This is a genomic window from Kitasatospora sp. CM 4170 (assembly GCF_032110285.1).
Lineage (GTDB): Bacteria > Actinomycetota > Actinomycetes > Streptomycetales > Streptomycetaceae > Kitasatospora > Kitasatospora aburaviensis.
In genome coordinates, this window is sequence record NZ_CP134877.1 from 8,401,721 (window position 1) to 8,420,924 (window position 19,204).

The following is a 19,204-nucleotide window of genomic DNA, read 5'->3' on the forward strand; positions in this document are numbered from 1 at the left end:
GCACGGCCGGCCCGCACCGGGTGGTGCGGGCCGGCCGTTCGCGTCGCTGCGGACCTGCCGGCGGGTCAGCCGCGGACGCGGGCCATCCAGGCCTCCACCTCGTCGGCCTGCCGCGGCAGGCCGGCCGAGAGGTTCTCGTTGCCGTCGGCGGTGACCAGGATGTCGTCCTCGATCCGGACGCCGATGCCGCGGTACTCCTCGGGCACGGAGAGGTCGTCGGCCTGGAAGTACATCCCCGGCTCGACGGTGAGCACCATCCCGGGCTCCAGCGCGCCGTCGACGTACGCCTCGCGGCGGGCCACCGCACAGTCGTGGACGTCCAGGCCGATCATGTGACCGGTGCCGGCCAGCGTCCAGCGGCGGTGCAGCCCCAGCTCGAACACCTCGTCCACCGAGCGCTCGCCCAGCAGGCCCCAGGCGACCAGGTGCTCGGCGAGCACGCGCTGGGCGGCGACGTGGAAGTCCCGGAAGCCGGCACCCGGCTTGACCGCGGCGATGCCGGCCTCCTGCGCGGCGTACACCGCGTCGTAGACCTTGCGCTGGATCGGGCTGAACCGGCCGTTGACCGGCACGGTGCGGGTGACGTCGGAGGTGTAGAGGTTGTCGGTCTCCACACCGGCGTCCAGCAGCAGCAGCTCACCCGGGCGGGCCTGGCCGTTGTTGCGCACCCAGTGCAGGGTGGTGGCGTGCTCGCCGGCGGCGCAGACCGACTTGTAGCCGATGTCGTTGCCCTCGGTCCGGGCGCGCAGGAAGAAGGTGCCCTCGATGACCCGCTCGGCGGTCGGCGTGTCCGCACCGAGGGCGCGCACGACGTCCTCGAAACCGCGGGCGGTCGCCTCGCACGCGAAGCGCAGGTCGGCGATCTCGAACTCGTCCTTGACCAGCCGCATCTCGGAGAGGAACTCGCGGAACTGCTCGTCCTCGCGCAGGCTCACCGCGTCGCTCAGCGCGGCCTCGACGTCCGTGTCGTAGCCGCGCAGCAGCCGGACCGGGCCGGTGGCGTCGCCGAGCCGCTCCAGCAGCGTGCGGACGTCACGGCAGGGCAGACCGAGCAGCCGCTCGTTCTCGGTGAGGCTGGGGCGCCGGCCGTCCCAGAGCTCGCCGTGCAGGTCGAGCCAGAACTCGCCGTTCTCGCGGTCGGAGCGGGGCAGCAGGTAGGCGACCGCCCGGTGCCCGCCGTCCGCCAGGGGCTCCAGCACCAGGGCGGCGTCCTCGGACTGGTCGCCCGTCAGGTAGACGTAGTCGGACGACGGCCGGAAGGGGTAGTCCGTGTCGTTGGAGCGGACCTTCGGGTTGCCGGAGGGGATCACCAGCAGCTCACCCGGGAAGCGGGCGGAGAGCACGGCGCGGCGGCGGGCGGTGTGCGTGGCCTGCGGGATCGGCTCCAGGCCGCGCAGCTCGGTGTCGCCCCACCCCTGCCGCATGTGCGCGGCGAGCTCCTCGCTCACCCCCTGGAGCAGGCCGTTCTTCCGCTTCTTGCGCTCGCTCACGGGGGCCTCGAACTCCTGGTTGTCGGGTGTCCGCTCGGTCACAGCCGTCTCCTGAATCGAATGGGGGTCCGGGCTGCCGCTCGACGGCAGCCGGCCGGCGTCCGGTCGGGCACGGCGCGCGCTCCACCCCGGTCGGGGGAACGATCGGCATCATGGCCTGGTCCACCGGCACGACCTGTACGGTATATCGAACGGCATCTGGAGGAAAGAGGAAGCGTGAGCGCCACCGAGGGATCGGTCCGGGACATGCTGGCCGCCAACCTGAAGCGGGTCAGGACCCAGCGGGGGCTGTCGCTCTCCGAGCTGTCCCGGCGATCGAAGATCGGCAAGGCCACCCTCTCGCAACTGGAGCAGGGCACCGGCAACCCCACCATCGAGACGGTGTTCAGCCTCGCGCGCGTCCTGGAGGTGCCCATCTCGGACCTGGTGGACCGCCCGCCGTCCCGCGAGGTGACGGTGGTCCGCGCGGCCGACGTCGAGGTGCTCAGCGGCAAGGGCGTCGACCTGCGCCCGCTGCGCCGGATCGAGTCCGGCGACGCCGTGTTCGAGGTCTACGACCAGCAGGTGCGGGTCGACGGCACCCAGGAATCGCTCGGCCACACCGGCACCGAGCACACCGTCGTCCAGACCGGCCGGCTCGGCGTCCGGGTGGACGGGCGCGAGGTGGAGCTCGGCCCCGGCGACTACATCGCCTTCGACGCGGCGATGCCGCACTCCTACACCGCGCTGGACGGCCCGGTCCGCTCCGTCCTGCTGCTGCACTACCGGGCCGAACAGCGCCTCCACCTCAGCGCCCCCACCCCCGGCGACTGCCGCCCCGGCACCACCCCCGGCCCGCCCCCGGACGCGCCGGCCGCCCCCTGACCAGCCCCAGTCGTTTGGTTTACCGAACCCCGGCGACCGATGGGGGCGCCTCGGTGAGGTCCGGTTCCGCCAGCAGGTCGGCGAAGGCGGCGCTGGTCTGCGCGGCGAGTGCGTGGATCTGTTCGACGATGGCGTGGCTGAGCGGCTCACCGGGCGTGTCGGGCATCGCGTGCACACTCGAACGCCATATGGAGCGTCAAAACCTTGAAGAATCCGAGGATGTGCATGATGGTTTGAGTGTCCGGGCAATCGTGCCGGTACGTCGTCGGACGGAGGCGGCATCGTGTATCTGGCCATCTTCGGAGGGACCGGTCATACCGGTCGCCACCTGGTCGATCGGGCCCTGGGGCACGGGCACCGGGTCACCGTGCTCGCCCGGGACGCCACCAAGCTCCCCATCCGTGAACATCTGCACGTCATCGAGGGCGACATCCGTAGCGCGGAGGCCGTGGCGAGGACAGTCGCCGGCGCGGACGCCGTCATCAGCGCACTGGGCCAACGTCGTTGGGGGACCACGGTCTGCACGGACGCGATGCGCACCGTCCTGCCGGCGATGGCCGCCCACGGGGTGCGCCGCCTGGTCGCCCTCAGCAACTACGGCACGGCCGACAGCCGCCGCCCCGGCGTCTACGCCACCACCGTGTGGATCGCCATCAGATCCATCATGCGCGACAAGGAACGGATGGAGGAGCTCATCCGGGGCGGCGACACCGAGTGGACCATCGTCCGACCGGCCGCCCTCACCGACGGGCCCCGCACCGCGCGCTACCGCACGGGAACCGACCTCCGGCTCACGTTCCGCTCCAGGGTCACCTACGCCGACGTCGCCGACTTCATGCTCGCGCAGCTCGACACGGACGAGTACGTGCACAGGGCAGTCGCGATCGGACCCGTGCGGGACTGACGACCGCGCACCCGGGCTCCCCCCTCGCTGCAGGACCGCCGGCGCCGGCGCCGGCTCCGAGGAACCCTAGGCTGTGTGTCGAAAGTGGATCTGGTGCTGTGGATGATCACGGTTCATGGGTCGGGGAGATCTCACGGACGAGCAGTGGGCGGTGCTGGAGCCGTTGTTGCCGAAGGGCACGAAGGCGGGCCGGCCACCTGTCTGGCCTCGGCGGCGGTTGATCGATGGCATAGGTTTCGGGTCCGTACAGCGGTTCCGTGGCGGGACGTGCCCGTCGAGTACGGGCCGTGGGGCCGGGTCTACGACTTGTTCCGCCGGTGGCAGCGGAACGGCACCTGGCATCAGGTCTTCACCCGGCTGCAGTCCTTGGCCGACGCGAAGGGGAGGATCACGTGGGACCTGCGCGTCGACTCCACGGTCTGTCGTGCTCATCAGCATGCGGCTGGGGCCCGCAGGCAGGGTGACCTGCAGAAGGAACCGCCAGGCGGTGTGTTCACCGAACCCGAGGATCACGGACTGGGTCGCTCACGCGGCGGGTTCACCACCAAGTTGCACCTGGCCGTCGAGCAGGGTCAGAAACCCATGTCGATCGTGATCACGGCCGGGCAGCGCGGCGACTCGCCGCAGTTCGAACCCGTGTTGGACAAGGTCCGCGTGCCCCGCATCGGTCCGGGACGGCCACGCGTCCGCCCCAACCGCGTGCGGGCCGACAAGGCGTACGCCTCCCGCAGGAACCGCGGCTACCTGCGCCGCCGCGGGATTCGCTGCACCATCCCGGACAAGGCCGACCAGGCCCGCAACCGCCGAAGGCTCGGTTCCCGCGGCGGCCGGCCGCCGCGCTTCGACCCGGCCGACTACCGCGAGCGCCAAGCGGTCGAGTGTGGGATCAACCGCCTCAAGAGGAACCGCGCTGTCGCCACGCGGTACGACAAGCTCGCTGTCCGCTACGAAGCGACAGTCCTGGTCGCGGCGATCAACGAGTGGCTGTAATCCTTCACTGAAAAGGCATCGGGGTCCACGGCAACGCCTCCCGCCAGCCCTGTCGATCGTGAGCCCAGTCCATCATCACCTTGGCGGTCGACTCTTCTGGGCCGAACACTTCATGGAGCCTTGGAACGTGGGCCTGGTAGTGCTTGTCTGCACTGCCTTCGCGGTACTCGACCTGGTAGCTGAGGTCGTCGTTCAGGTACACCTGAATGCAATGCTGATCCACAGGCTCCAGATCGAGTCTTTCCAGGATCACAAACCGGTGCGACAGGTTCATCTCAGACAGCAGGTCGTGCAGAACCTCCTCGGTCGGATCGTCCACGGTACGACCGCCCGCTTCAACTACATGCAGCACTGGCTTTAGCATGCACGCGACTGTACCGACCCGTAGCACTCAACTGCCCAGCCGTCCACAACCTCCCGAGGCAGAACACCTAGCCCGATGACGAGGCTGGCCGCGCCGCCCACCTTCCAGGAGAGGAAGCTGCGATCTTTGCCCAGGCGGACGAGCTCAACGCCCACATCGCTCGATTCCTCGAACACTACGGGTAGGCTCGTAGGTATGGGAATTGACTGGGAGAACATACTCGACGCAAGCGGTAACGGCCTCGACGATGCCTACGACAGCGCGGTCTCCGCGGTCATCTACAGCGATGACCCGGTGGAGGACCGTCGGCCACTCCCAGTCGGCGAAGAGCACGACGACACAGACGGCTTGCGCTGAACTGAGGAAACGCCCCGGCAAGCCGCGGCGTTTCGCCGTCAGGTCAGGGGTCAGTCAAGAGGCGGCCGAGCTCAACTCTGCGACTCGACCGCCGCCTTCACCGAACTCGTCATCCCCGGCAACGGCACAGGTGACGGCCAGCACTACGGCACGGGGGTGCTGCCCGAGCACTGAGGTCACGGCCTCGGCCGATGGATGAAGGCCGAGTCGATCCGACAGGCCCACAGGGACTATCCGGACCTCGGTGACCTCCTGACCGACACCGCCGACAGCAACGCGCACATGCGACGGGTCAACGACGGTCTCGGCTACACACCCACGCACACGACACACCAGTATCAGCTCGACCTTTAGCAGAGAGTGGACGGGCCGGACCGGGACATCACCCCGCCCGGCCTGTCCGTGCTTTCGATACACGCCCTAGATCCGCCCTCCGGTCGGGCCAATTGGGCGATGCGCCCCTCCGCCGACGGCCGGGCGGCCGTGCGCACGGACCTTCCGCCGATCCCGGCGGCCGCGCCCCGCGGTCGGGCGCCGCGCCGCCTGGTGGACTGTCACCTTCCTTCGGTGGGCGGTGTCCCGGTGGGCGGTGCTCCGGTCGGCGGCGCTTCGGTGGGCGGTGCGAGGCGGTGGGCCAGCGCGCTCAGCGTGCTGCCGAGCGGGAGCGCGACCGTGGCGACCGCGAGGTCGTCCCCGCGCGTCCTGCCCTGGTTGACGATCGCGACCGGCCGGCCCCCGCGGGCGGCGTGGCGGACGAACCGGAGCCCCGAGAGGACGGTCAGCGACGAGCCCAGGACGAGCAGCGCCCGCGCCGCGTCGACCAGCCGGTAGCACTGCTCGACCCGTTCCTTGGGGACGGCCTCGCCGAAGAACACCACGTCGGGCTTGAGCACCCCGCCGCACGCCTCGCACGCCGCGACCCGGAACGCGGCCACCCGCTCGTCCGCGAGCTCGACGTCCCCGTCCGGGTTGAGCGGTGCCTCCGCCTCCCGGAAGCCGTCGTTCAGCACCTCCAGCCGGCGGTCCAGCGCGGCGCGGGCGCTGGTGCGCCGGCACCCGAGGCAGACCACCCGGTCGAGCCCGCCGTGCAGTTCCACCGCGTCCGCCGTGCCGGCCGCCCGGTGCAGCCCGTCGACGTTCTGGGTGATCACCGACGAGACGTGCCCGGATCGGCGCAGCGCCTCGACTGCTCGGTGCCCGGCGTTCGGCTCGGCCCCGGCGATCGCCCGCCACCCGAGGTGGCTGCGCGCCCAGTACCGGCGCCGGGCGGCCTCGCTCCCGGTGAACTCCTGGTACGTCATCGGTGTGCCGCGGCGCCGGCTGCCGGTGGCGCCCCGGTAGTCCGGAATCCCCGACTCGGTGGACAGGCCGGCCCCGCTCAGGACGACGACCCCGCGCCCGGCCAGCAGCCGTTCCACCGCCTCCAGCCCCGCGCCGGTCCCTGCCGTCCGGCCGGGGACGGCCGCGGCCCCGTCCACGGCTGCGGACCCGCCCGTCGGACCGGCCCGGCGCGCCACGGACTCCCCGGACGTCGGATACGCACCCATGGTCAGCAGCCTAGTCCTGCGATGCGCGACGCGGATCCGGTCGCATCGGCGGGCCGGCGTCAGCCCTCCAGCAGTGCCTGGCCCACGTAGCCGCCGCGGTCGTGGCGGCCCCGACCGTGGCGCCCCCGGCGAGGAGGGCGGCCAGCCCGCCGGCGCCGAGTACGGCCCGTCGGGCCGGCCGCGGCGGAGCGGTGGCGTTCGGCCCTGCCGGCGAGCCGCCCGGCGGGGTGCTCGGCGGGGTGCTCGGCGGGGTGCTCGGAGCGCCGCCCGGTGCAGTCGGCACCGGCTCAGCGGGCACCGTCGACCACCGCGTCGACGGTGCCGACCCACAGCTGGTTGAGCTCGGAGACGTAGCGGCCGCCCTTGGTGTCCTGGGGGACGACGAGCCGCGGCCCGGCGGCGTCGTCGAAGGGCTTGCCGTCCTCGGAGACCGCCAGCAGGACCTGGCTCTTGGCGAAGCCTGGGTCGAGCTCGGCCCAGGCGAGGACGGCCCGGTAGTCACCGCCGCCGGTGGCCACCACGACGCCCCGCAGGAAGGGGTTCTTCTTGCTCTGGTCGAAACGGGGCGCGGCCGCGGTGACCACGGTGCTCAGCAGCGCGCCCTCGTAGGTGTGGGCCTGCGGGCCCTTGGCGCTGGTGAACTCGACCGACACCGACACCTGCGGCAGCTTGCGGACGTCGGCGGCCGTGACGGTGTAGGGCTTGTCCACCTGCCCGGTGATCCGCACCTCGCCCGGCTTCAGCGGCGTGGCGGAAGCGGTGGGGGTACCGGCCGCGGCAGACGCACTCGGGGAGCCGGTGGCGGCGGCGGTGGGTGCGGCGGCGGGTGCGGACGACGACCCGCCCGAGCCGGCGGATCCGCTCGCACACCCGGCCAGCGGCAGGGCGAGGAGGGCTGCGGCGGCCAGGCAGACGGCCGGACGTGCCGCTCCGCGTCCTCCCCCGCCTCGCCGGCGCCGGTCGGCGGAGCGGTTCTCGCGGCGGTCTCGCATGGACTGTTCCCTCCCGGACGGCCCGGGCGCGCGTGGCTGCGCGCACCGCCGCGCGGACCGCGGGGTGCATTGCAGATGCGAGCCGGATGCCTACTTCTATGGCGCATGTGCCATGGGCAAGGTAGTGGATCGCCCGCATCTGCCAACAGTCCCCAATGCCTGGGCGATCCGCCGCAAGATCGGCCCGCAGGCTGGAGGAAACGACACTTCCACCACTGTCGGGGAGCGTGGCCGGTCCACCGGGCAGAGGTGGTGGGGGCAGGCGCCCCCTTCCCGCCGGCGTCGAAGCGCACCGAAGCGCACAGCACCCCGCCCCCCGGCCCGTCGGTGCGGGGGGCGACCTGCCGGGGACTCCGCTCCTGCTGAAGCCGGCCGTCCGCCTACGCGGCGGGGCCGGGGGTGGGGCCCCGCCGCGTACGACGGCCGGTCGGGTTGTCGGGTCAGCCGCTGCTGCGCTCGTTGAGGCAGAGGATGTTCCCCTCGCTGTCCTTGAACCAGGCCGCGCGCATGCCTTCGGCCTCGGCCACGCCGTTGACCGTCTTCAGGCCCGGCATGTCGTACTCCTCGAAGGTGACTCCGCGGCCGCGCAGCGCGGTCATCGCGGCGTCCAGGTCGTCGACCTTGAAGCTGGCCAGGGTGTGCGCCGCCTGCCCGGCACTCGGGGTCTCGTAGATGCCGAACTCGGTGCCGCCGCACTCGAACGTCAGGTCCGGGCCGCTGTCGTCGCTGATCTTCAGGCCGAGGGTGTCCGTGTAGTAGCTCTTGGCCCGTGCTATGTCGGCCGCCGGGATGATGGCCACCAACGGTGCGTCTCCAAGCATGTCCATCGCCTCCTCCTACTTACCAGGCTAGGCGCGCCCGGGCCCAGTGCGCCCGGCGGGATTCCGAGGCCCTCCGGTGGCCGGGCGGCGCGGGGCGGTGCGCCGGGCGGGCGTGGTGTGACGCAGGCGGGTCCCCGGCCGCTGAGTAGAGGCGGGCCCCGCATTCCTCCGGGCTTGCGCGATCGGAAGGGGGGATCCACCGGACGGCCCAAGGCGTCCACCCGGACCTGGCGGAGAGGCGAATTCCGTCCGTCCCGTCGGGTGAATGCCGATGAGCGGCATTCGCCTCGAAGTCGTGCCCGGAATTCGCCTGCATTCCTGCCGAATTCGTGTCGGCCGCCTACTGAATTCGGTTTCGCCGGGCAAGCGGCGTGCACTGGCGGGATTCCGCCAAGGCCTTGGTGCGGCCCTTCGGCGAAAGGGCCCGATCCGGCAGCCCCGGCTCGGACGCCGTCGCGGCGGGTCCGCCGGTCCGCGGCTCCCGCGGCCTGCGGGGATGCGCCCGGCGACCACCGACCCCCGTCCGCCCGCGGGGCGGGCCGTCTGGCGAGCTCCTGCCAATCACTGTGGGCGGTCTGTTCGCCGGACCTGATCCTTCGTCATGATTCCGGCCACCCGGCGCGATCGGCACCCGCACTTCCCCGCATCGGTGGGTGCCGACCCTCGCACGGGCGCACGTCAGCGCCCGTTCCGCCCCAGTGCGCGCCAACCCGGCGCCTCGGAGCGCGGCGCGACCGCGCACACGCGGTAGACACGGAAGGAACACCTTCGTGAAGCGTAAGCTCGCCCTCGGAGCCGTTCTGTCCGCCTCGGCCCTGCTGGCCGGCGTGATCCAGGTCAGTGCCGGCGTGGCACACGCCGCCCCCGCGCCCGACGCCACGGCCCGCGCGCTCGGCCTCTCCGGTCCGGAGGGGCTCGTCGCGAAGAACACCGTCGTGGACGCCGACGGCACCCGCCACCTCCGCTACGAGCGCACCTTCGCCGGCCTGCCGGTGCTCGGCGGCGACCTGATCATCCACCAGGACGCCAAGGGGGCCGTCAAGTCCACCGACCGCGCGGTCCCCGGCTCCATCGCACCGGCCTCGCTCAGCCCGAAGCTCACCGCCGCGCAGGCCGCCGCCACGGCGACCGCGGCCGTGCGCGCCACCGTCGGTGTCTCCGACGGCGACGGGCCCGCCCTGGTCTCCGTCGACCGGCCCGGCACGGCCCAACTGGTCGTCTGGGCCGCCACCGGCACCCCGCGGCTGGCCTACCGGACCACCGTCGAGGGCATCCGCGCCGACGGCACGCCGAGCAGCATGCTGGTCGTCACCGACGCCGGCGGCGGCGAGGTCCTCTCCACCCACGAGCAGGTGCAGACCTCGAACGCGACCGGCTCGGGCAAGGGCGTGTTCGTCGGCAGCGTCACGCTGACGACCAACTGGACCGGCTCGACCTACGAGCTCAAGGACAACACCCGCGGCGGCCAGTACACCGTCTCGCTGAAGAACAGGCAGAGCGGCCAGGGCACGCTCTTCACCGATGCCGACAACGTCTGGGGCGACGGCACCGCGGCCAACAACCAGTCCGCCGCCGTGGACGCCCAGTTCGGCGCCGGCGCCACCTGGGACTTCTACAAGTACGCCTTCGGCCGCCTCGGCATCCGGGGCGACGGCGTCGGCGCCGTCAGCCGCGTCCACTACGGCAAGAACTACGTGAACGCGTTCTGGTCCGACGCCTGCTTCTGCATGACGTACGGTGACGGCGCCTCCAACCGGAACCCGCTGACCGCCCTCGACGTCTCCGGCCACGAGATGAGCCACGGCGTCACGTCCAACACCGCCGGCCTGAACTACTCCGGCGAGTCCGGCGGTCTGAACGAGGCCACCTCCGACATCTTCGGCACGGGCGTCGAGTGGTACGCCGACCTGCCCGCCGACACCCCGGACTACCTGATCGGCGAGCTGATCGACATCAACGGCGACGGCACGCCGCTGCGCTACATGGACAAGCCCTCCAAGGACGGGCGCTCCGCCGACTCCTGGTCCTCCGGCGTCGGCAACCTGGACGTCCACTACTCGTCCGGCGTGGCCAACCACTTCTTCTACCTGCTGGCCGAGGGCAGCGGCGCCAAGACCGTCAACGGCGTCAGCTACAACAGCCCGACCTCCAACGGCGCCACCGTCACCGGCATCGGCCGGGACAAGGCGCTGCAGGTCTGGTACCGGGCGCTGACCGTCTACATGACGTCCACCACCAACTACGCGGGCGCCCGCACCGCCACCCTCAAGGCCGCCACCGACCTCTACGGCGCCGGCTCGGCCGAGTCCGCGGCGGTCGCGGCGGCCTGGTCGGCGGTCAACGTCAACTGACCCCCGGCATCGGCCCCATCCGTGCGGCGGCCGCCCCGGGCGACACCCGGGCGGCCGCCCTCACGAGGCCCTCACTTCCCGCGCCGCCGGCTCCCGTTGCGGCTGCCGGTCGTGCGGCACCCGCTCCAGGACGCCCCCGGCGAAGACCTCGTAGAGCGGCAGGGTCTCCAGGTGGACGTAGCCGATGTGGCAGTCGCAGACCGGCAGCGGGCAGGGGCGGGCCCGGAGCTGCGCCCGGTACGAGCCGTCGTACAGGTTGCCGAGGGCGTCCCGGACGAAGTGGCAGCGGCGGACGGTGCCGTCGCCGTCGACCGAGAGCACCGACTCGCCGGTACGGCAGGGGCGGCCCGCGCTGGGGTGGGCGTGCCGGCTGTACCCGAAGTGCGGGTCGAGGGCCTGCCAGTCGGCGGCCTCGGCGTCGGTGTACGTGCGGCCCTCGGCGGCGTTGATCCACAGGTAGACCGCGGGGGAGAGCTCTGCGCGGAGCCGGCGGGCCGCCGTCAGGTGATCGGGCTCGCCCACCACACCGACGCTGTACCGCACACCGAGCCGGTCGAGTTCCCGGGACTTGGCGACGAAGCGCTCGTGGCCGACCTGTCCGGGGTGGTACGTCACCCAGAGCGCGAGGGTGGTGAGGTCGGCCTCGGCCAGCCAGTCGGTGCGGCAGCTGAGGTTGGTCTGGATCGCCACCCGGCGGACGTGCGGCAGGCGGCTCAGTTCGACGAGGGCGCGCCGGTACCAGGACCGCACCAGGCCCTCGCCCCACGGGGTGAACAGCAGCGACAGCGTGTCGCCCGTGCCCGCCCTGCCCGCGACCCAGCCGGTGAACCGCTCCAACGCCGCGCGGTCCGCCCGTAGTTGCTCCGGGGTGTCGCGCCGCTTCGCGAACGGGCAGTACGGGCAGTCGTAGTCGCAGGAGGCGAGCGGGCCGCGGTAGAGCAGGGACAGGTCGAGGCCGCCGCCGGGCGCGTCGACGGGGGCGGGCGATGCGGCGGGGGCGGGTGCGTCGGAGGGGGCGGGTGATTCGGCGGGCGTAGGTGCGCCCGCCGGGGCGATGCCTGGCACCGGGCCGATCGCGGGCATGCCGAGGAAGGTCATTTCGCCTCGTACTCCGCCATCAGCCGGCACACCTCGGGGGAGAACAGCATCGGACCGACCGCGTCCGAGTGCGCCAAACCCTCGGGGGAGAGCGCCAGGCGCGGCCCGCCGCCGTCCGCCAGCCAGCCGTGTGCCTCGAACGCGGCCAGTTCGACCGGGAAATCCTCGGCGGGCGCGGAGCCGAACCGGGCCCGGTAGTCCGCCAGCTCCATGCCCTCGGCCTGGAGCAGCGACTGGAGGAGGTGGCGCCGCCGGGCCTCCTCGGGCGTCGTGTACCGCCCGTACTCGGCGCGGTGGAAGTCCCCGGTGGCCACGTACGCGTCGATGATGCCGCGGACCTCGGTGGCGTCCACCGCGTAGTCGAAGGAGTAGTGCAGCCGCGAGGTGTAGGAGCGGGCACCGCAGCCGAGGCCGACCATGCCGTCGGTCTGGCAGGCGTACTCGCCGGCGGTGGCCTGCGGGGACGCGGCGCGGCGGAACATCCGCATCGACACCTGCCGGTACCCCCGGTCGAGCAGGTGGTCGCGGCCGGCCCGGTAGAGCGCGAGCCGCCGGGCGTCCCATGCGGCCGGGCTCTCCGGCTCACCGCGCCGGGCCAGGCCCGTCAACGGCCGGACGTACAGCGGGTAGAGGTACAGCTCCTCGGGCTGCCAGGCGAGGGCGGCGTCGAGCGAGTGCAGCCAACTGGCTTCGGTCTGGCCGTCGATGCCGTAGATGAGGTCGATGTTGAGGACGGGGAACCCGGCGGCGCGGATCCGCCCGAGGGCGGCCTCGACCTCGGCACGCTTCTGCGGGCGTACGGCCGAGCGGGCCTCGCGGTCGATGAAGGACTGCACGCCCAGGCTGAGGCGGGTGGTGCCCCGGGTGGCCAGCACCTCCAGCCGGTCGGCGGTCGCGGTGGCGGGGGAGGCCTCCACGGAGAGCGGGACGGCCTGCAGGTCGGCGCCCATCCGCTGCTCGGCGATGTCGCAGAGCCGCTCCAGCTCACCGGCCGAGAGGTAGGTGGGCGTGCCCCCGCCGAACGCGGCCAGCGCGAACCGGGCGTCGCCGGCCAGCGCCTCGCGGACCGCGGCGGCCTGGCGGTCGAGCGCATCCAGGTAGGCGGTGGTCAGGCCCTCGGGACTGCCGATCCGGGTGAACAGGTTGCAGAAGCCGCAGCGCACCTCGCAGAACGGGATGTGCAGGTACAGCGAGAGGGCGTGCTGCGGCTCGCCGGCCCACAGCTCGCGCAGCGGCGGGCGCTCCGGCAGTGCCCGGTAGGCGGTCTTGTGCGGGTACGCGTAGACGTACGACTGGTACGGCGATCCGGACGCGGCGGCAGCGGGGGTCGCCGGGGTGGTCGGGGCGACCTGCGTGACCGGGAGGGCCGAGACTGCCGGGACGGCCGCGGTGCCCGAGGCGGCCGGGGTTGCAGGGGCGGCCGGGGTTGCAGGGGCGGCCGGCGTGCCGGCGGGGGTGACGGTCATACGGTCGCTCCGGTGGCGGGGATGGTGAAGTGCGCGTACGGGACCGTCCAGACCACCTCGTGGCCGATCCGGTGGCCGGTGTAGCCGTCCTCGCCGTAGGCGGTGCCGTGGTCGGAGCAGACGATCGCGAAGCACGGCCGGCGCGCGCTCATCGCGGCGAAGAGCCGACCGATGTGCGCGTCCACGTACTCCAGCGCGGCCGCGTGGCTGGCGCGGGAGTCCCCGTCCTCGCGGGTCGCGCCGGGCAGGTGGAACCAGTTGGGCTGGTGCAGGGCTGACACGTTGAGGAGGAGGAAGAGCGGCTGCTCCGCAGGCTGTTCGGCGGCCACCCGTTCGGCCCGGGCGACCTGCGCCTCGAAGGAGACGGGCGAGGGAACGCCCATCTCGGGCTCCCAGTGGCTCTCCTGGAACAGCCCGGGCAGCACCGAACCCAGGGCGCCCTGCCTGTTGAAGAACCCGACGCCGCCGATGCAGACCGTCCGGTACCCGGTCGCGGCGAGGGCGCTCGGCAGGTCGGGCGTGTCGAAGACCCAGGTGCGCGGGGCGGTGGTCTCCGAGCCGGCGAAGCGGGCCGCGAACAGGCGCGGGTGCGGCCCGTCGGGGGAGGCCGGAGTGGGCAGGAAGCCGGCCAGGATCGCCTGGTGCGAGGCGTAGGTGAAGCTCCCGGGCGAGTGCCGGCGCTCCCACCGGCCACCCGGGAGGTGGGCGGCGAGGTTGGGGATCCGGCCGGCCGCCGCCAGTTCCTCGGCGACGTCGAATCGCAGGGTGTCGAGGGTGACCAGGAGCAGGTCGTGGCTGCCCACCACGGCGTTCATGTCGGGCGTCGCGTCGGCGGCGTTCGCCGTGGCGGCGCTCGGAGCCGGAGCGTTGGTCGGAGCCGTGGCGTTGGTCGCCGCGGTCGGGCTGGCTTCGGCGTCCGCGCGGTGGTGGGTACGGGGGTTCTGGTGGTTCATCCGATCGGTTCCAGGCGTGTGCGGTCGGCCGGTTCGGGCCGGCCGTCGGGGTCGGTGCGGTGGAGTGCGGCGAGCTGGGCGGCGTAGGTGTCGAGGCCCTCGGCCGGGCCGCCGGGCAGGCCGGTGAGGTTGGGCAGCAGGTCGCCGAAGGCGTTCACCTCGCCGACCAGGGCCCGCCGCCAGCCACCGGCCGGCAGCACGTCGACGCCGACCATGGGGGAGTTCGGGAAGCAGGCGGCCGCCCGCTCCGCCGTCTCCAGCAGGGCCGGCCAGGCGTTGCCCGCGGCCTGCTGTGCGAGGTCGAGGCTGCCGCGGGCGCCGCCGAGGTGGAGGTTGGTGATCGGCTGGGTGCTGGTCCGCACCACCGCGTGGGTGGCGCGCCCACCGATCACCACCACCCGGAGATCCGCCGAGCGCCCCGACTGCGAGGACTTCGGGATCCACTGCTCGACGTGCAGGCCGTCGGGCGCGAGGCGGTCGACCAGCTCGGCCACCGTCCGCTCGTCCCGATGGCGCCGGACCCGCAGCGAGTTGTACAGGCGGCCGTCCTCCGATTCGACCGAGGTGGTGGCCAGGACCTGCCCCCGCGGACCGAACTCCAGCGCCACCACCCCGGACGCCGAGGAGCCGTGCACCGGCTTGACGAAGACGCGGCGCAGTCCGGCCGTCTCCAGCCGGGCCCGCAGGTCCCCCCAGCCGGCCACGGGCGGGCCGGTCAGGGCCCGGGGGACCGGTACCCCGGCGGCGGCCAGCCGGTCGTGGGCGCGGCGCTTGTCGAACATCACGGCGATCTCCTCCGGATCGCCGAGCAGGCGGACGCCCGGCACCCGGGCCACCGCGCGGAGGGCCGCGACGACCCCCGCGTACCAGGCCGCCCCGCCCTCGACCCTGGTCGGCGCGTAGCCGGCACCGAGGACCGGTCGGCGCAGCAACGCGTCCACGGCCTCGTCCTCACCCGGGGAGTCGATCCGCAGCAGGCTGCCCTCGGGCACGTGGAACGTGCCGCGCAGGACGTCGATCCACGGCACTACGGCCGGTTCGGGCAGGCCGGCGGCCCGGGCCGCGGCGGCGAACAGCGTCACCCGCCGGTGGCCGGGATTGCCCAGCACCGCCGGCCGGTTACTCGGCGACCGCGACATAGCGGTCCTCCGGGTCGTCCTCGTGCTCGGCGTCGGAGAGGTCGAGCTCCACGCCCGGCAGGGCCTGGCGCAGTCGTTCCTGCATCGCCTCGGTGAGGTAGTGGTGGTGCAGGTCGAGCGCCCGCAGGTGGGTGAGCGGCTGGCCCTCCAGCAGGGCGGCGGCGCCCTCGTCGCTGAGGACGCCCATGGAGAGGTTCAGGGACTCCAGCCGGGCCACGACCGGGGCCTGGGCGACGGCGGCGGCGATCTCGTCCTGGATCTCGCTGTTGGCCAGGCCGAGGTGGCGCAGCGCCGGGAAGCGGGCCCCGTCGAGGACGGGGGCGAGGTCGCCGAGGCCGGCGTCGCCGCCGTACTCGTCGACGCCGAGCCAGAGGTCGAGCCGCTCCAGTGCGGACAGCTCGGACGCCGTCACCGCCTCCACCACCGAGCTCGGCAGGCCGCCCGCCTCGAACCGCAGGACCCTCAGCCGGTCGTGCCGGAACGGGGTGAGGGCCAGGCCGGTGCCGCCGCGCACCACGAGTTCGGCGAGCTGCGGGAAGGCCGTCGGCAGCGCGGTGACGTCGGCCATCTCCAGCCAGGAGATCTCGCACTCGTCGAACGTCACGTCGGCGACGAAGAGCGCTTCGAGGGCCGGGAACAGTGCGGCATCGCGGACGAGAGCGGCGAGCGTGGCGGTGACGGGCTCGTAGTCCTCGGCCCACCAGGGGCCGATGACCAGCGCCTTCACCGCGGACGGGTCGACGGCGGCGTGGAACGCACGCCAGGAGTCCTCGAACTCGGTGCCGGCGCCGTAGTCCACCGAGATCCGCCAGGCGACCGCGTCGGCGGCGGGCAGCTCGCGCCGGTCGCCGGGATCGGCGTAGAACGCGAACACGGGCAGCCCGTGGAACTCTTCGATGTGGCGGGAGACGGCCATGGTTTCTCCTGGCGGCGCTGGTGCTTGCTGGGGTGCGGGGGCAGGGGCGTAGGCGGTCGGGTCCGGGTCTGCGGCCCGGCCGCGCGGCGGCGTCGGCTACTCGGCCACGGCGACGTACCGCCACCTGTCGTCCGGCTTGCCGGGCACGGAGAGGTCGACCGCCACGCCGGGCAGGGCCTGGCGCACCCGCTCCTGCATCGCCTCGGTCAGGAAGTGGTGGTGCAGGTCGAGCGCCCGCAGGTGGGTGAGCGGCTGGCCCTCCAGCAGGGCGGCCGCGCCCTGGTCGGTGAGGACGCCCATGGAGAGGTTGAGCGACTCCAGCCGGGCCACGACCGGGGCCTGGGCGACGGCGGCGGCGATCTCGTCCTGCATCTCGCTGTCCTGCAGGCCGAGGTGGCGCAGCGCCGGGAACCGCGAGCCGTCCAGGAACGGCGCCAGGTCGTCCAGGGTGGCGTCACCGCCGTAGCCCGCCACACCGAGCCAGAACTCCAGGCGCTCCAGCGCCGGGAGATCGCTGCTCGCCACGGCCCGCAGCACCTGGGCCGGCAGGCCGCCCGACTCGAAGCGCAGCGCGCGCAGGTGCTCGTGCCGCACCGGCTGCACCCCGATGCCCTCGCCCTCGACCGTCTGCCCGGACGCGCCGCGCACCACCAGCTCCCGGAGCAGCGGGAACGTGGTGAGCACCGGCGTGACGTCGACCATGTCGATCCAGGAGATCTCGTTCTCCTCGTACGTGATGTCGCCGATGAACAGGCCGCGCAGCCCCGGCAGCCGGTCGGCCGAGGCGAGGACGGCCGCCAGCGGCTCGGCGAAGCTCTCCGGCCCGTCGTGCGACCACTCGCCGACCACCACCGCGGTGACCCGCGCGGTGTCCACCTTCTCGGTGAAGTGCTCCCAGAGCTCCACGAACGTCCACGACGAGTCGAACTCGATGCCGACCTTCCACGCGACCGACGCCGCGTCGGGCAGCTCGCCGTCCTGCACGACCGCCTCGTAGAGGTCGAAGACCGGCAGGCCGTGGAACTGCTGGATGTGCTCGTTGACCGTCATGCGCTGCTCCTCCGGGGTCGGGACCGAACAGATGTCTACCAGGCGGGTCGGACAATCCGGCGGCGGGGGCGCATTCCGGGCGCGTTGTCAGACCCTCGGCCTACGTTCCGACGTGGGAGATCCGGCGTCCGGTCGGATCGGTGTGGGAGGGCTGATGTACCGCCAGGGTGATGTGCTGATCGTGCCGGTGGAGGAGGCGGCGGTGCCGCCGAGGGTGGCCGACCTGCCCGGGCAGCCGAGGGACGTGCGGGGCCGGCTGGTGCTGGCCCTGGGCGAGGTGACCGGCCACGCGCACGCCGTGGTCGGCCCGGGGCAGCTGCGTCGGGAGGCCGGTCCGTTCGGTGCGGTCTGGCTGCACCTGCCCGAGGGCGGCCGGGTGGTGCACGAGGAGCACGCGGCGATACCGCTGCCCAAGGGCTGGTACCGGGTGGTCCGCCAGCGCGAGTACGTGCCGGGCGCGGTGCGGATGGTCGCGGACTGACGGATCGGCCACCGGGCGGGTCGGTCGCCGGGGGGGGCGGCCACCGGTCGGGGTAGCCGCCTGCGCGCCGGGCGTCGGGCGCGCGCCGCGGTGGCGACGGAGGCCGAGGCGGCCACGCGGCCGGCGGTGGCCGCGTACGGAACGGGACACAGGAGTCGGACGGCCGGGCGGAGTGCCCCGGCCGGGATCGGAGCAGGTGATGGTGACGGATCAGGCGGTACTGCCCGCCGAGGCGGCGGCGCGCTGGCGGGCGAACGCGGCGGCCACCGGGACGGCCGACCGGGCCGCGGTCGAGCGCGCGGTGCGGGCCGCCTACCGCGCGGCCGGGGTGGCCGAGCCCGCGGACATCCGGTGGTTCGGTTCCCCGGCCGCGGCGGCCCGGGCGGCGCTGGAGCTGCGTACGGCCGGCGCGGTGAGCGTGCGCGAGGCGGTCCGCACCGCGCCCTGGGAGGAGGCCCGGCGGCAGGCGGTCGAACGGGTCGGCGCGGCCGGATGGTCGGAGCTCTGGGCCCTCACCGGTGGTGAGCTCGGCCCGGTCGGCAATGCGCTGGCCGACCGGATCCGCGACGCCGTGCTCGACGAGCTCGCCCCCGAGCCGGACCGGGAGCGAAGCGGGCAGGAGGAGGTCGCCGAGGCCCGCGAGCGCCGGACCGCCGCCCGGCTCGCCCTGCTGGACGGCGTCCGGGGCCAGCACGACGCACCGTGGTTCGCCGCGTTCGAGGCCGCGGGCGTCCCGCTCGGCGAACCGGCTGCCATCGCGACCGGCCCGGACACCGCGACCGGCCCGGACGCCTCGACCGCCGGCCCGGTTGCCTCGACCGCCGGCCCGGACACCGCAACCGCCGGCCTGGCCGCGATCGCCGGCGTCGCCCGCGGCGCCGGCTGGTGGTGGCCGTACGAGGGCGTGGCCCTGGTCAGCGAACGTCCGGTAGCGCTGCACCGCGACGAGGCCGGCCGGCTGGACCGCGCCGACGGCCCGGCCCTGGAGTTCGCCGACGGCTTCGCCCTGCACGCCTGGCGGGGCATGCCCGTGCCCGCCGAATTCCTGGCCGGCCTGGGCGAGGTGACCGCCGAACGGATCCGGACCGAGGAGAACGCCGAGCTGCGCCGCGTCCTGCTGGAGCACTACGGTTACGAGCGCTACCTCGCGGACTCCGGCGCCGAACCGCTCCACCGCGACCAGACCGGCGTGCTGTGGCGGATCCAACTCCCGGACGACGAACCGGTGGTGATGGTGGAGGTGGTCAACTCCACGGCCGAGCCGGACGGCACGTTCCGCACCTACTGGCTGCGCGTCCCGCCGAGCACCCGCACCGCCCGGGCCGGCGTGGCCTGGACCTTCGGCATAGCGGAGGCGGACTACCGCCCGGAGCGCGAGACCTGAGTGCCTCGCGGCCGAGGCGGGACCGGCCCGGGCCGGT

19 protein-coding genes and 1 pseudogene are annotated in these 19,204 nt (G+C 73.4%); 8 read left to right on the top strand and 12 right to left on the bottom strand.

Annotated elements, in window-relative coordinates; translation table 11 throughout:
- Positions 1–65: 65 nt before the first annotated feature.
- Positions 66–1,532 (bottom strand): aminopeptidase P family protein, encoded by a 1,467-nt coding sequence (locus RMN57_RS35035; RefSeq protein WP_313767326.1) that lies wholly within the window; start codon positions 1,530–1,532, stop codon positions 66–68.
- A 174-nt stretch (positions 1,533–1,706) separates the two neighbouring features.
- Between RMN57_RS35035 and RMN57_RS35040 the strand changes: the two genes are divergently transcribed.
- Positions 1,707–2,354, top strand: a complete 648-nt coding sequence (locus tag RMN57_RS35040) for an XRE family transcriptional regulator (RefSeq protein WP_313767327.1) — start codon at positions 1,707–1,709, stop codon at positions 2,352–2,354.
- Positions 2,355–2,373: 19 nt separating this feature from the next.
- Here the strand turns inward: RMN57_RS35040 and RMN57_RS35045 are convergent, their stop codons facing one another.
- On the bottom strand, positions 2,374–2,520 hold the full coding sequence (locus tag RMN57_RS35045; RefSeq protein ID WP_313767328.1) for a hypothetical protein: 147 nt from the start codon (positions 2,518–2,520) through the stop codon (positions 2,374–2,376).
- 117 nt (positions 2,521–2,637) lie between these two features.
- On the opposite strand from RMN57_RS35045, the gene RMN57_RS35050 reads away from it, so the two are divergent.
- Positions 2,638–3,258, top strand: coding sequence for an SDR family oxidoreductase (locus RMN57_RS35050; RefSeq protein ID WP_313767329.1), 621 nt, complete (start codon positions 2,638–2,640; stop codon positions 3,256–3,258).
- A 115-nt stretch (positions 3,259–3,373) separates the two neighbouring features.
- A protein-coding gene (locus RMN57_RS35055; protein WP_313767330.1) for an IS5 family transposase occupies positions 3,374–4,248 on the top strand; the annotation gives its coding sequence in 2 pieces (ribosomal slippage) (positions 3,374–3,491 and positions 3,491–4,248; 876 coding nt in all).
- 4 nt (positions 4,249–4,252) lie between these two features.
- Here RMN57_RS35055 and RMN57_RS35060 read toward each other — a convergent pair.
- Positions 4,253–4,612 (bottom strand): hypothetical protein, encoded by a 360-nt coding sequence (locus RMN57_RS35060; RefSeq protein WP_313767331.1) that lies wholly within the window; start codon positions 4,610–4,612, stop codon positions 4,253–4,255.
- Positions 4,613–4,807: 195 nt separating this feature from the next.
- Here RMN57_RS35060 and RMN57_RS35065 point away from each other — a divergent pair, with 195 nt between their 5' ends.
- Together RMN57_RS35065 and RMN57_RS35070 are read left to right on the top strand one after the other, a co-directional pair.
- Positions 4,808–4,969, top strand: a complete 162-nt coding sequence (locus RMN57_RS35065) for a hypothetical protein (protein WP_313767332.1) — start codon at positions 4,808–4,810, stop codon at positions 4,967–4,969.
- Between the two features lie 84 nt (positions 4,970–5,053).
- Positions 5,054–5,323, top strand: a pseudogene (locus RMN57_RS35070) (GNAT family N-acetyltransferase); the annotation flags it as partial.
- Positions 5,324–5,523: 200 nt separating this feature from the next.
- On the opposite strand, the gene RMN57_RS35075 reads toward RMN57_RS35070, so the two are convergent.
- From RMN57_RS35075 to RMN57_RS35085, 3 genes are all read right to left on the bottom strand, one after another.
- On the bottom strand, positions 5,524–6,516 hold the full coding sequence (locus RMN57_RS35075) for an NAD-dependent protein deacetylase (protein WP_313767333.1): 993 nt from the start codon (positions 6,514–6,516) through the stop codon (positions 5,524–5,526).
- Positions 6,517–6,803: 287 nt separating this feature from the next.
- Complete coding sequence (locus tag RMN57_RS35080) at positions 6,804–7,508, bottom strand: molybdopterin-dependent oxidoreductase (RefSeq protein ID WP_313767334.1); 705 nt, start codon at positions 7,506–7,508, stop codon at positions 6,804–6,806.
- A 440-nt stretch (positions 7,509–7,948) separates the two neighbouring features.
- Positions 7,949–8,335, bottom strand: a complete 387-nt coding sequence (locus RMN57_RS35085) for a VOC family protein (protein ID WP_313767335.1) — start codon at positions 8,333–8,335, stop codon at positions 7,949–7,951.
- A gap of 764 nt (positions 8,336–9,099) precedes the next feature.
- On the opposite strand from RMN57_RS35085, the gene RMN57_RS35090 reads away from it, so the two are divergent.
- Positions 9,100–10,680, top strand: a complete 1,581-nt coding sequence (locus RMN57_RS35090) for a M4 family metallopeptidase (RefSeq protein WP_380234525.1) — start codon at positions 9,100–9,102, stop codon at positions 10,678–10,680.
- Positions 10,681–10,740: 60 nt separating this feature from the next.
- Here RMN57_RS35090 and RMN57_RS35095 read toward each other — a convergent pair whose 3' ends face one another.
- From RMN57_RS35095 to RMN57_RS35120, 6 genes are all read right to left on the bottom strand, one after another.
- Entirely contained in the window at positions 10,741–11,778 is a 1,038-nt protein-coding gene (locus RMN57_RS35095; protein ID WP_313767336.1) for an STM4011 family radical SAM protein, read from the bottom strand.
- On the bottom strand, positions 11,775–13,244 hold the full coding sequence (locus RMN57_RS35100) for an STM4012 family radical SAM protein (protein ID WP_313767337.1): 1,470 nt from the start codon (positions 13,242–13,244) through the stop codon (positions 11,775–11,777). The genes RMN57_RS35095 and RMN57_RS35100 overlap by 4 nt, the downstream gene beginning before the upstream one ends.
- Positions 13,241–14,059 (bottom strand): STM4013/SEN3800 family hydrolase, encoded by an 819-nt coding sequence (locus RMN57_RS35105; protein ID WP_313768068.1) that lies wholly within the window; start codon positions 14,057–14,059, stop codon positions 13,241–13,243. The genes RMN57_RS35100 and RMN57_RS35105 overlap by 4 nt, the downstream gene beginning before the upstream one ends.
- 134 nt (positions 14,060–14,193) lie before the next feature.
- Positions 14,194–15,336 (bottom strand): STM4014 family protein, encoded by a 1,143-nt coding sequence (locus RMN57_RS35110; protein ID WP_313767338.1) that lies wholly within the window; start codon positions 15,334–15,336, stop codon positions 14,194–14,196.
- Positions 15,317–16,252: an STM4015 family protein gene (locus tag RMN57_RS35115; RefSeq protein ID WP_313767339.1), complete on the bottom strand. Its 936-nt coding sequence runs from the start codon at positions 16,250–16,252 to the stop codon at positions 15,317–15,319. The genes RMN57_RS35110 and RMN57_RS35115 overlap by 20 nt, the downstream gene beginning before the upstream one ends.
- Before the next feature lie 96 nt (positions 16,253–16,348).
- On the bottom strand, positions 16,349–17,302 hold the full coding sequence (locus RMN57_RS35120; protein WP_313767340.1) for an STM4015 family protein: 954 nt from the start codon (positions 17,300–17,302) through the stop codon (positions 16,349–16,351).
- Between the two features lie 154 nt (positions 17,303–17,456).
- Between RMN57_RS35120 and RMN57_RS35125 the strand changes: the two genes are divergently transcribed.
- Positions 17,457–17,783 (top strand): hypothetical protein, encoded by a 327-nt coding sequence (locus tag RMN57_RS35125; protein WP_313767341.1) that lies wholly within the window; start codon positions 17,457–17,459, stop codon positions 17,781–17,783.
- A 199-nt stretch (positions 17,784–17,982) separates the two neighbouring features.
- Complete coding sequence (locus RMN57_RS35130) at positions 17,983–19,167, top strand: DUF6745 domain-containing protein (protein ID WP_313767342.1); 1,185 nt, start codon at positions 17,983–17,985, stop codon at positions 19,165–19,167.
- Positions 19,168–19,204 lie beyond the last annotated feature (37 nt).

What these genes read in the sequence shown, in the direction of transcription:
- RMN57_RS35045 (WP_313767328.1), bottom strand. Translation starts at nt 2,520, where the DNA reads ATGCCCGACACGCCCGGTGAGCCGCTCAGCCACGCCATCGTCGAACAG.
- RMN57_RS35060 (WP_313767331.1), bottom strand. Translation starts at nt 4,612, where the DNA reads ATGCTAAAGCCAGTGCTGCATGTAGTTGAAGCGGGCGGTCGTACCGTG.
- RMN57_RS35065 (WP_313767332.1), top strand. Translation starts at nt 4,808, where the DNA reads ATGGGAATTGACTGGGAGAACATACTCGACGCAAGCGGTAACGGCCTC.
- RMN57_RS35075 (WP_313767333.1), bottom strand. Translation starts at nt 6,516, where the DNA reads ATGGGTGCGTATCCGACGTCCGGGGAGTCCGTGGCGCGCCGGGCCGGT.
- RMN57_RS35080 (WP_313767334.1), bottom strand. Translation starts at nt 7,508, where the DNA reads ATGCGAGACCGCCGCGAGAACCGCTCCGCCGACCGGCGCCGGCGAGGC.
- RMN57_RS35085 (WP_313767335.1), bottom strand. Translation starts at nt 8,335, where the DNA reads ATGGACATGCTTGGAGACGCACCGTTGGTGGCCATCATCCCGGCGGCC.
- RMN57_RS35095 (WP_313767336.1), bottom strand. Translation starts at nt 11,778, where the DNA reads ATGACCTTCCTCGGCATGCCCGCGATCGGCCCGGTGCCAGGCATCGCC.
- RMN57_RS35100 (WP_313767337.1), bottom strand. Translation starts at nt 13,244, where the DNA reads ATGACCGTCACCCCCGCCGGCACGCCGGCCGCCCCTGCAACCCCGGCC.
- RMN57_RS35105 (WP_313768068.1), bottom strand. Translation starts at nt 14,059, where the DNA reads ATGAACGCCGTGGTGGGCAGCCACGACCTGCTCCTGGTCACCCTCGAC.
- RMN57_RS35110 (WP_313767338.1), bottom strand. Translation starts at nt 15,336, where the DNA reads ATGTCGCGGTCGCCGAGTAACCGGCCGGCGGTGCTGGGCAATCCCGGC.
- RMN57_RS35115 (WP_313767339.1), bottom strand. Translation starts at nt 16,252, where the DNA reads ATGGCCGTCTCCCGCCACATCGAAGAGTTCCACGGGCTGCCCGTGTTC.
- RMN57_RS35120 (WP_313767340.1), bottom strand. Translation starts at nt 17,302, where the DNA reads ATGACGGTCAACGAGCACATCCAGCAGTTCCACGGCCTGCCGGTCTTC.
- RMN57_RS35125 (WP_313767341.1), top strand. Translation starts at nt 17,457, where the DNA reads ATGTACCGCCAGGGTGATGTGCTGATCGTGCCGGTGGAGGAGGCGGCG.
- RMN57_RS35130 (WP_313767342.1), top strand. Translation starts at nt 17,983, where the DNA reads ATGGTGACGGATCAGGCGGTACTGCCCGCCGAGGCGGCGGCGCGCTGG.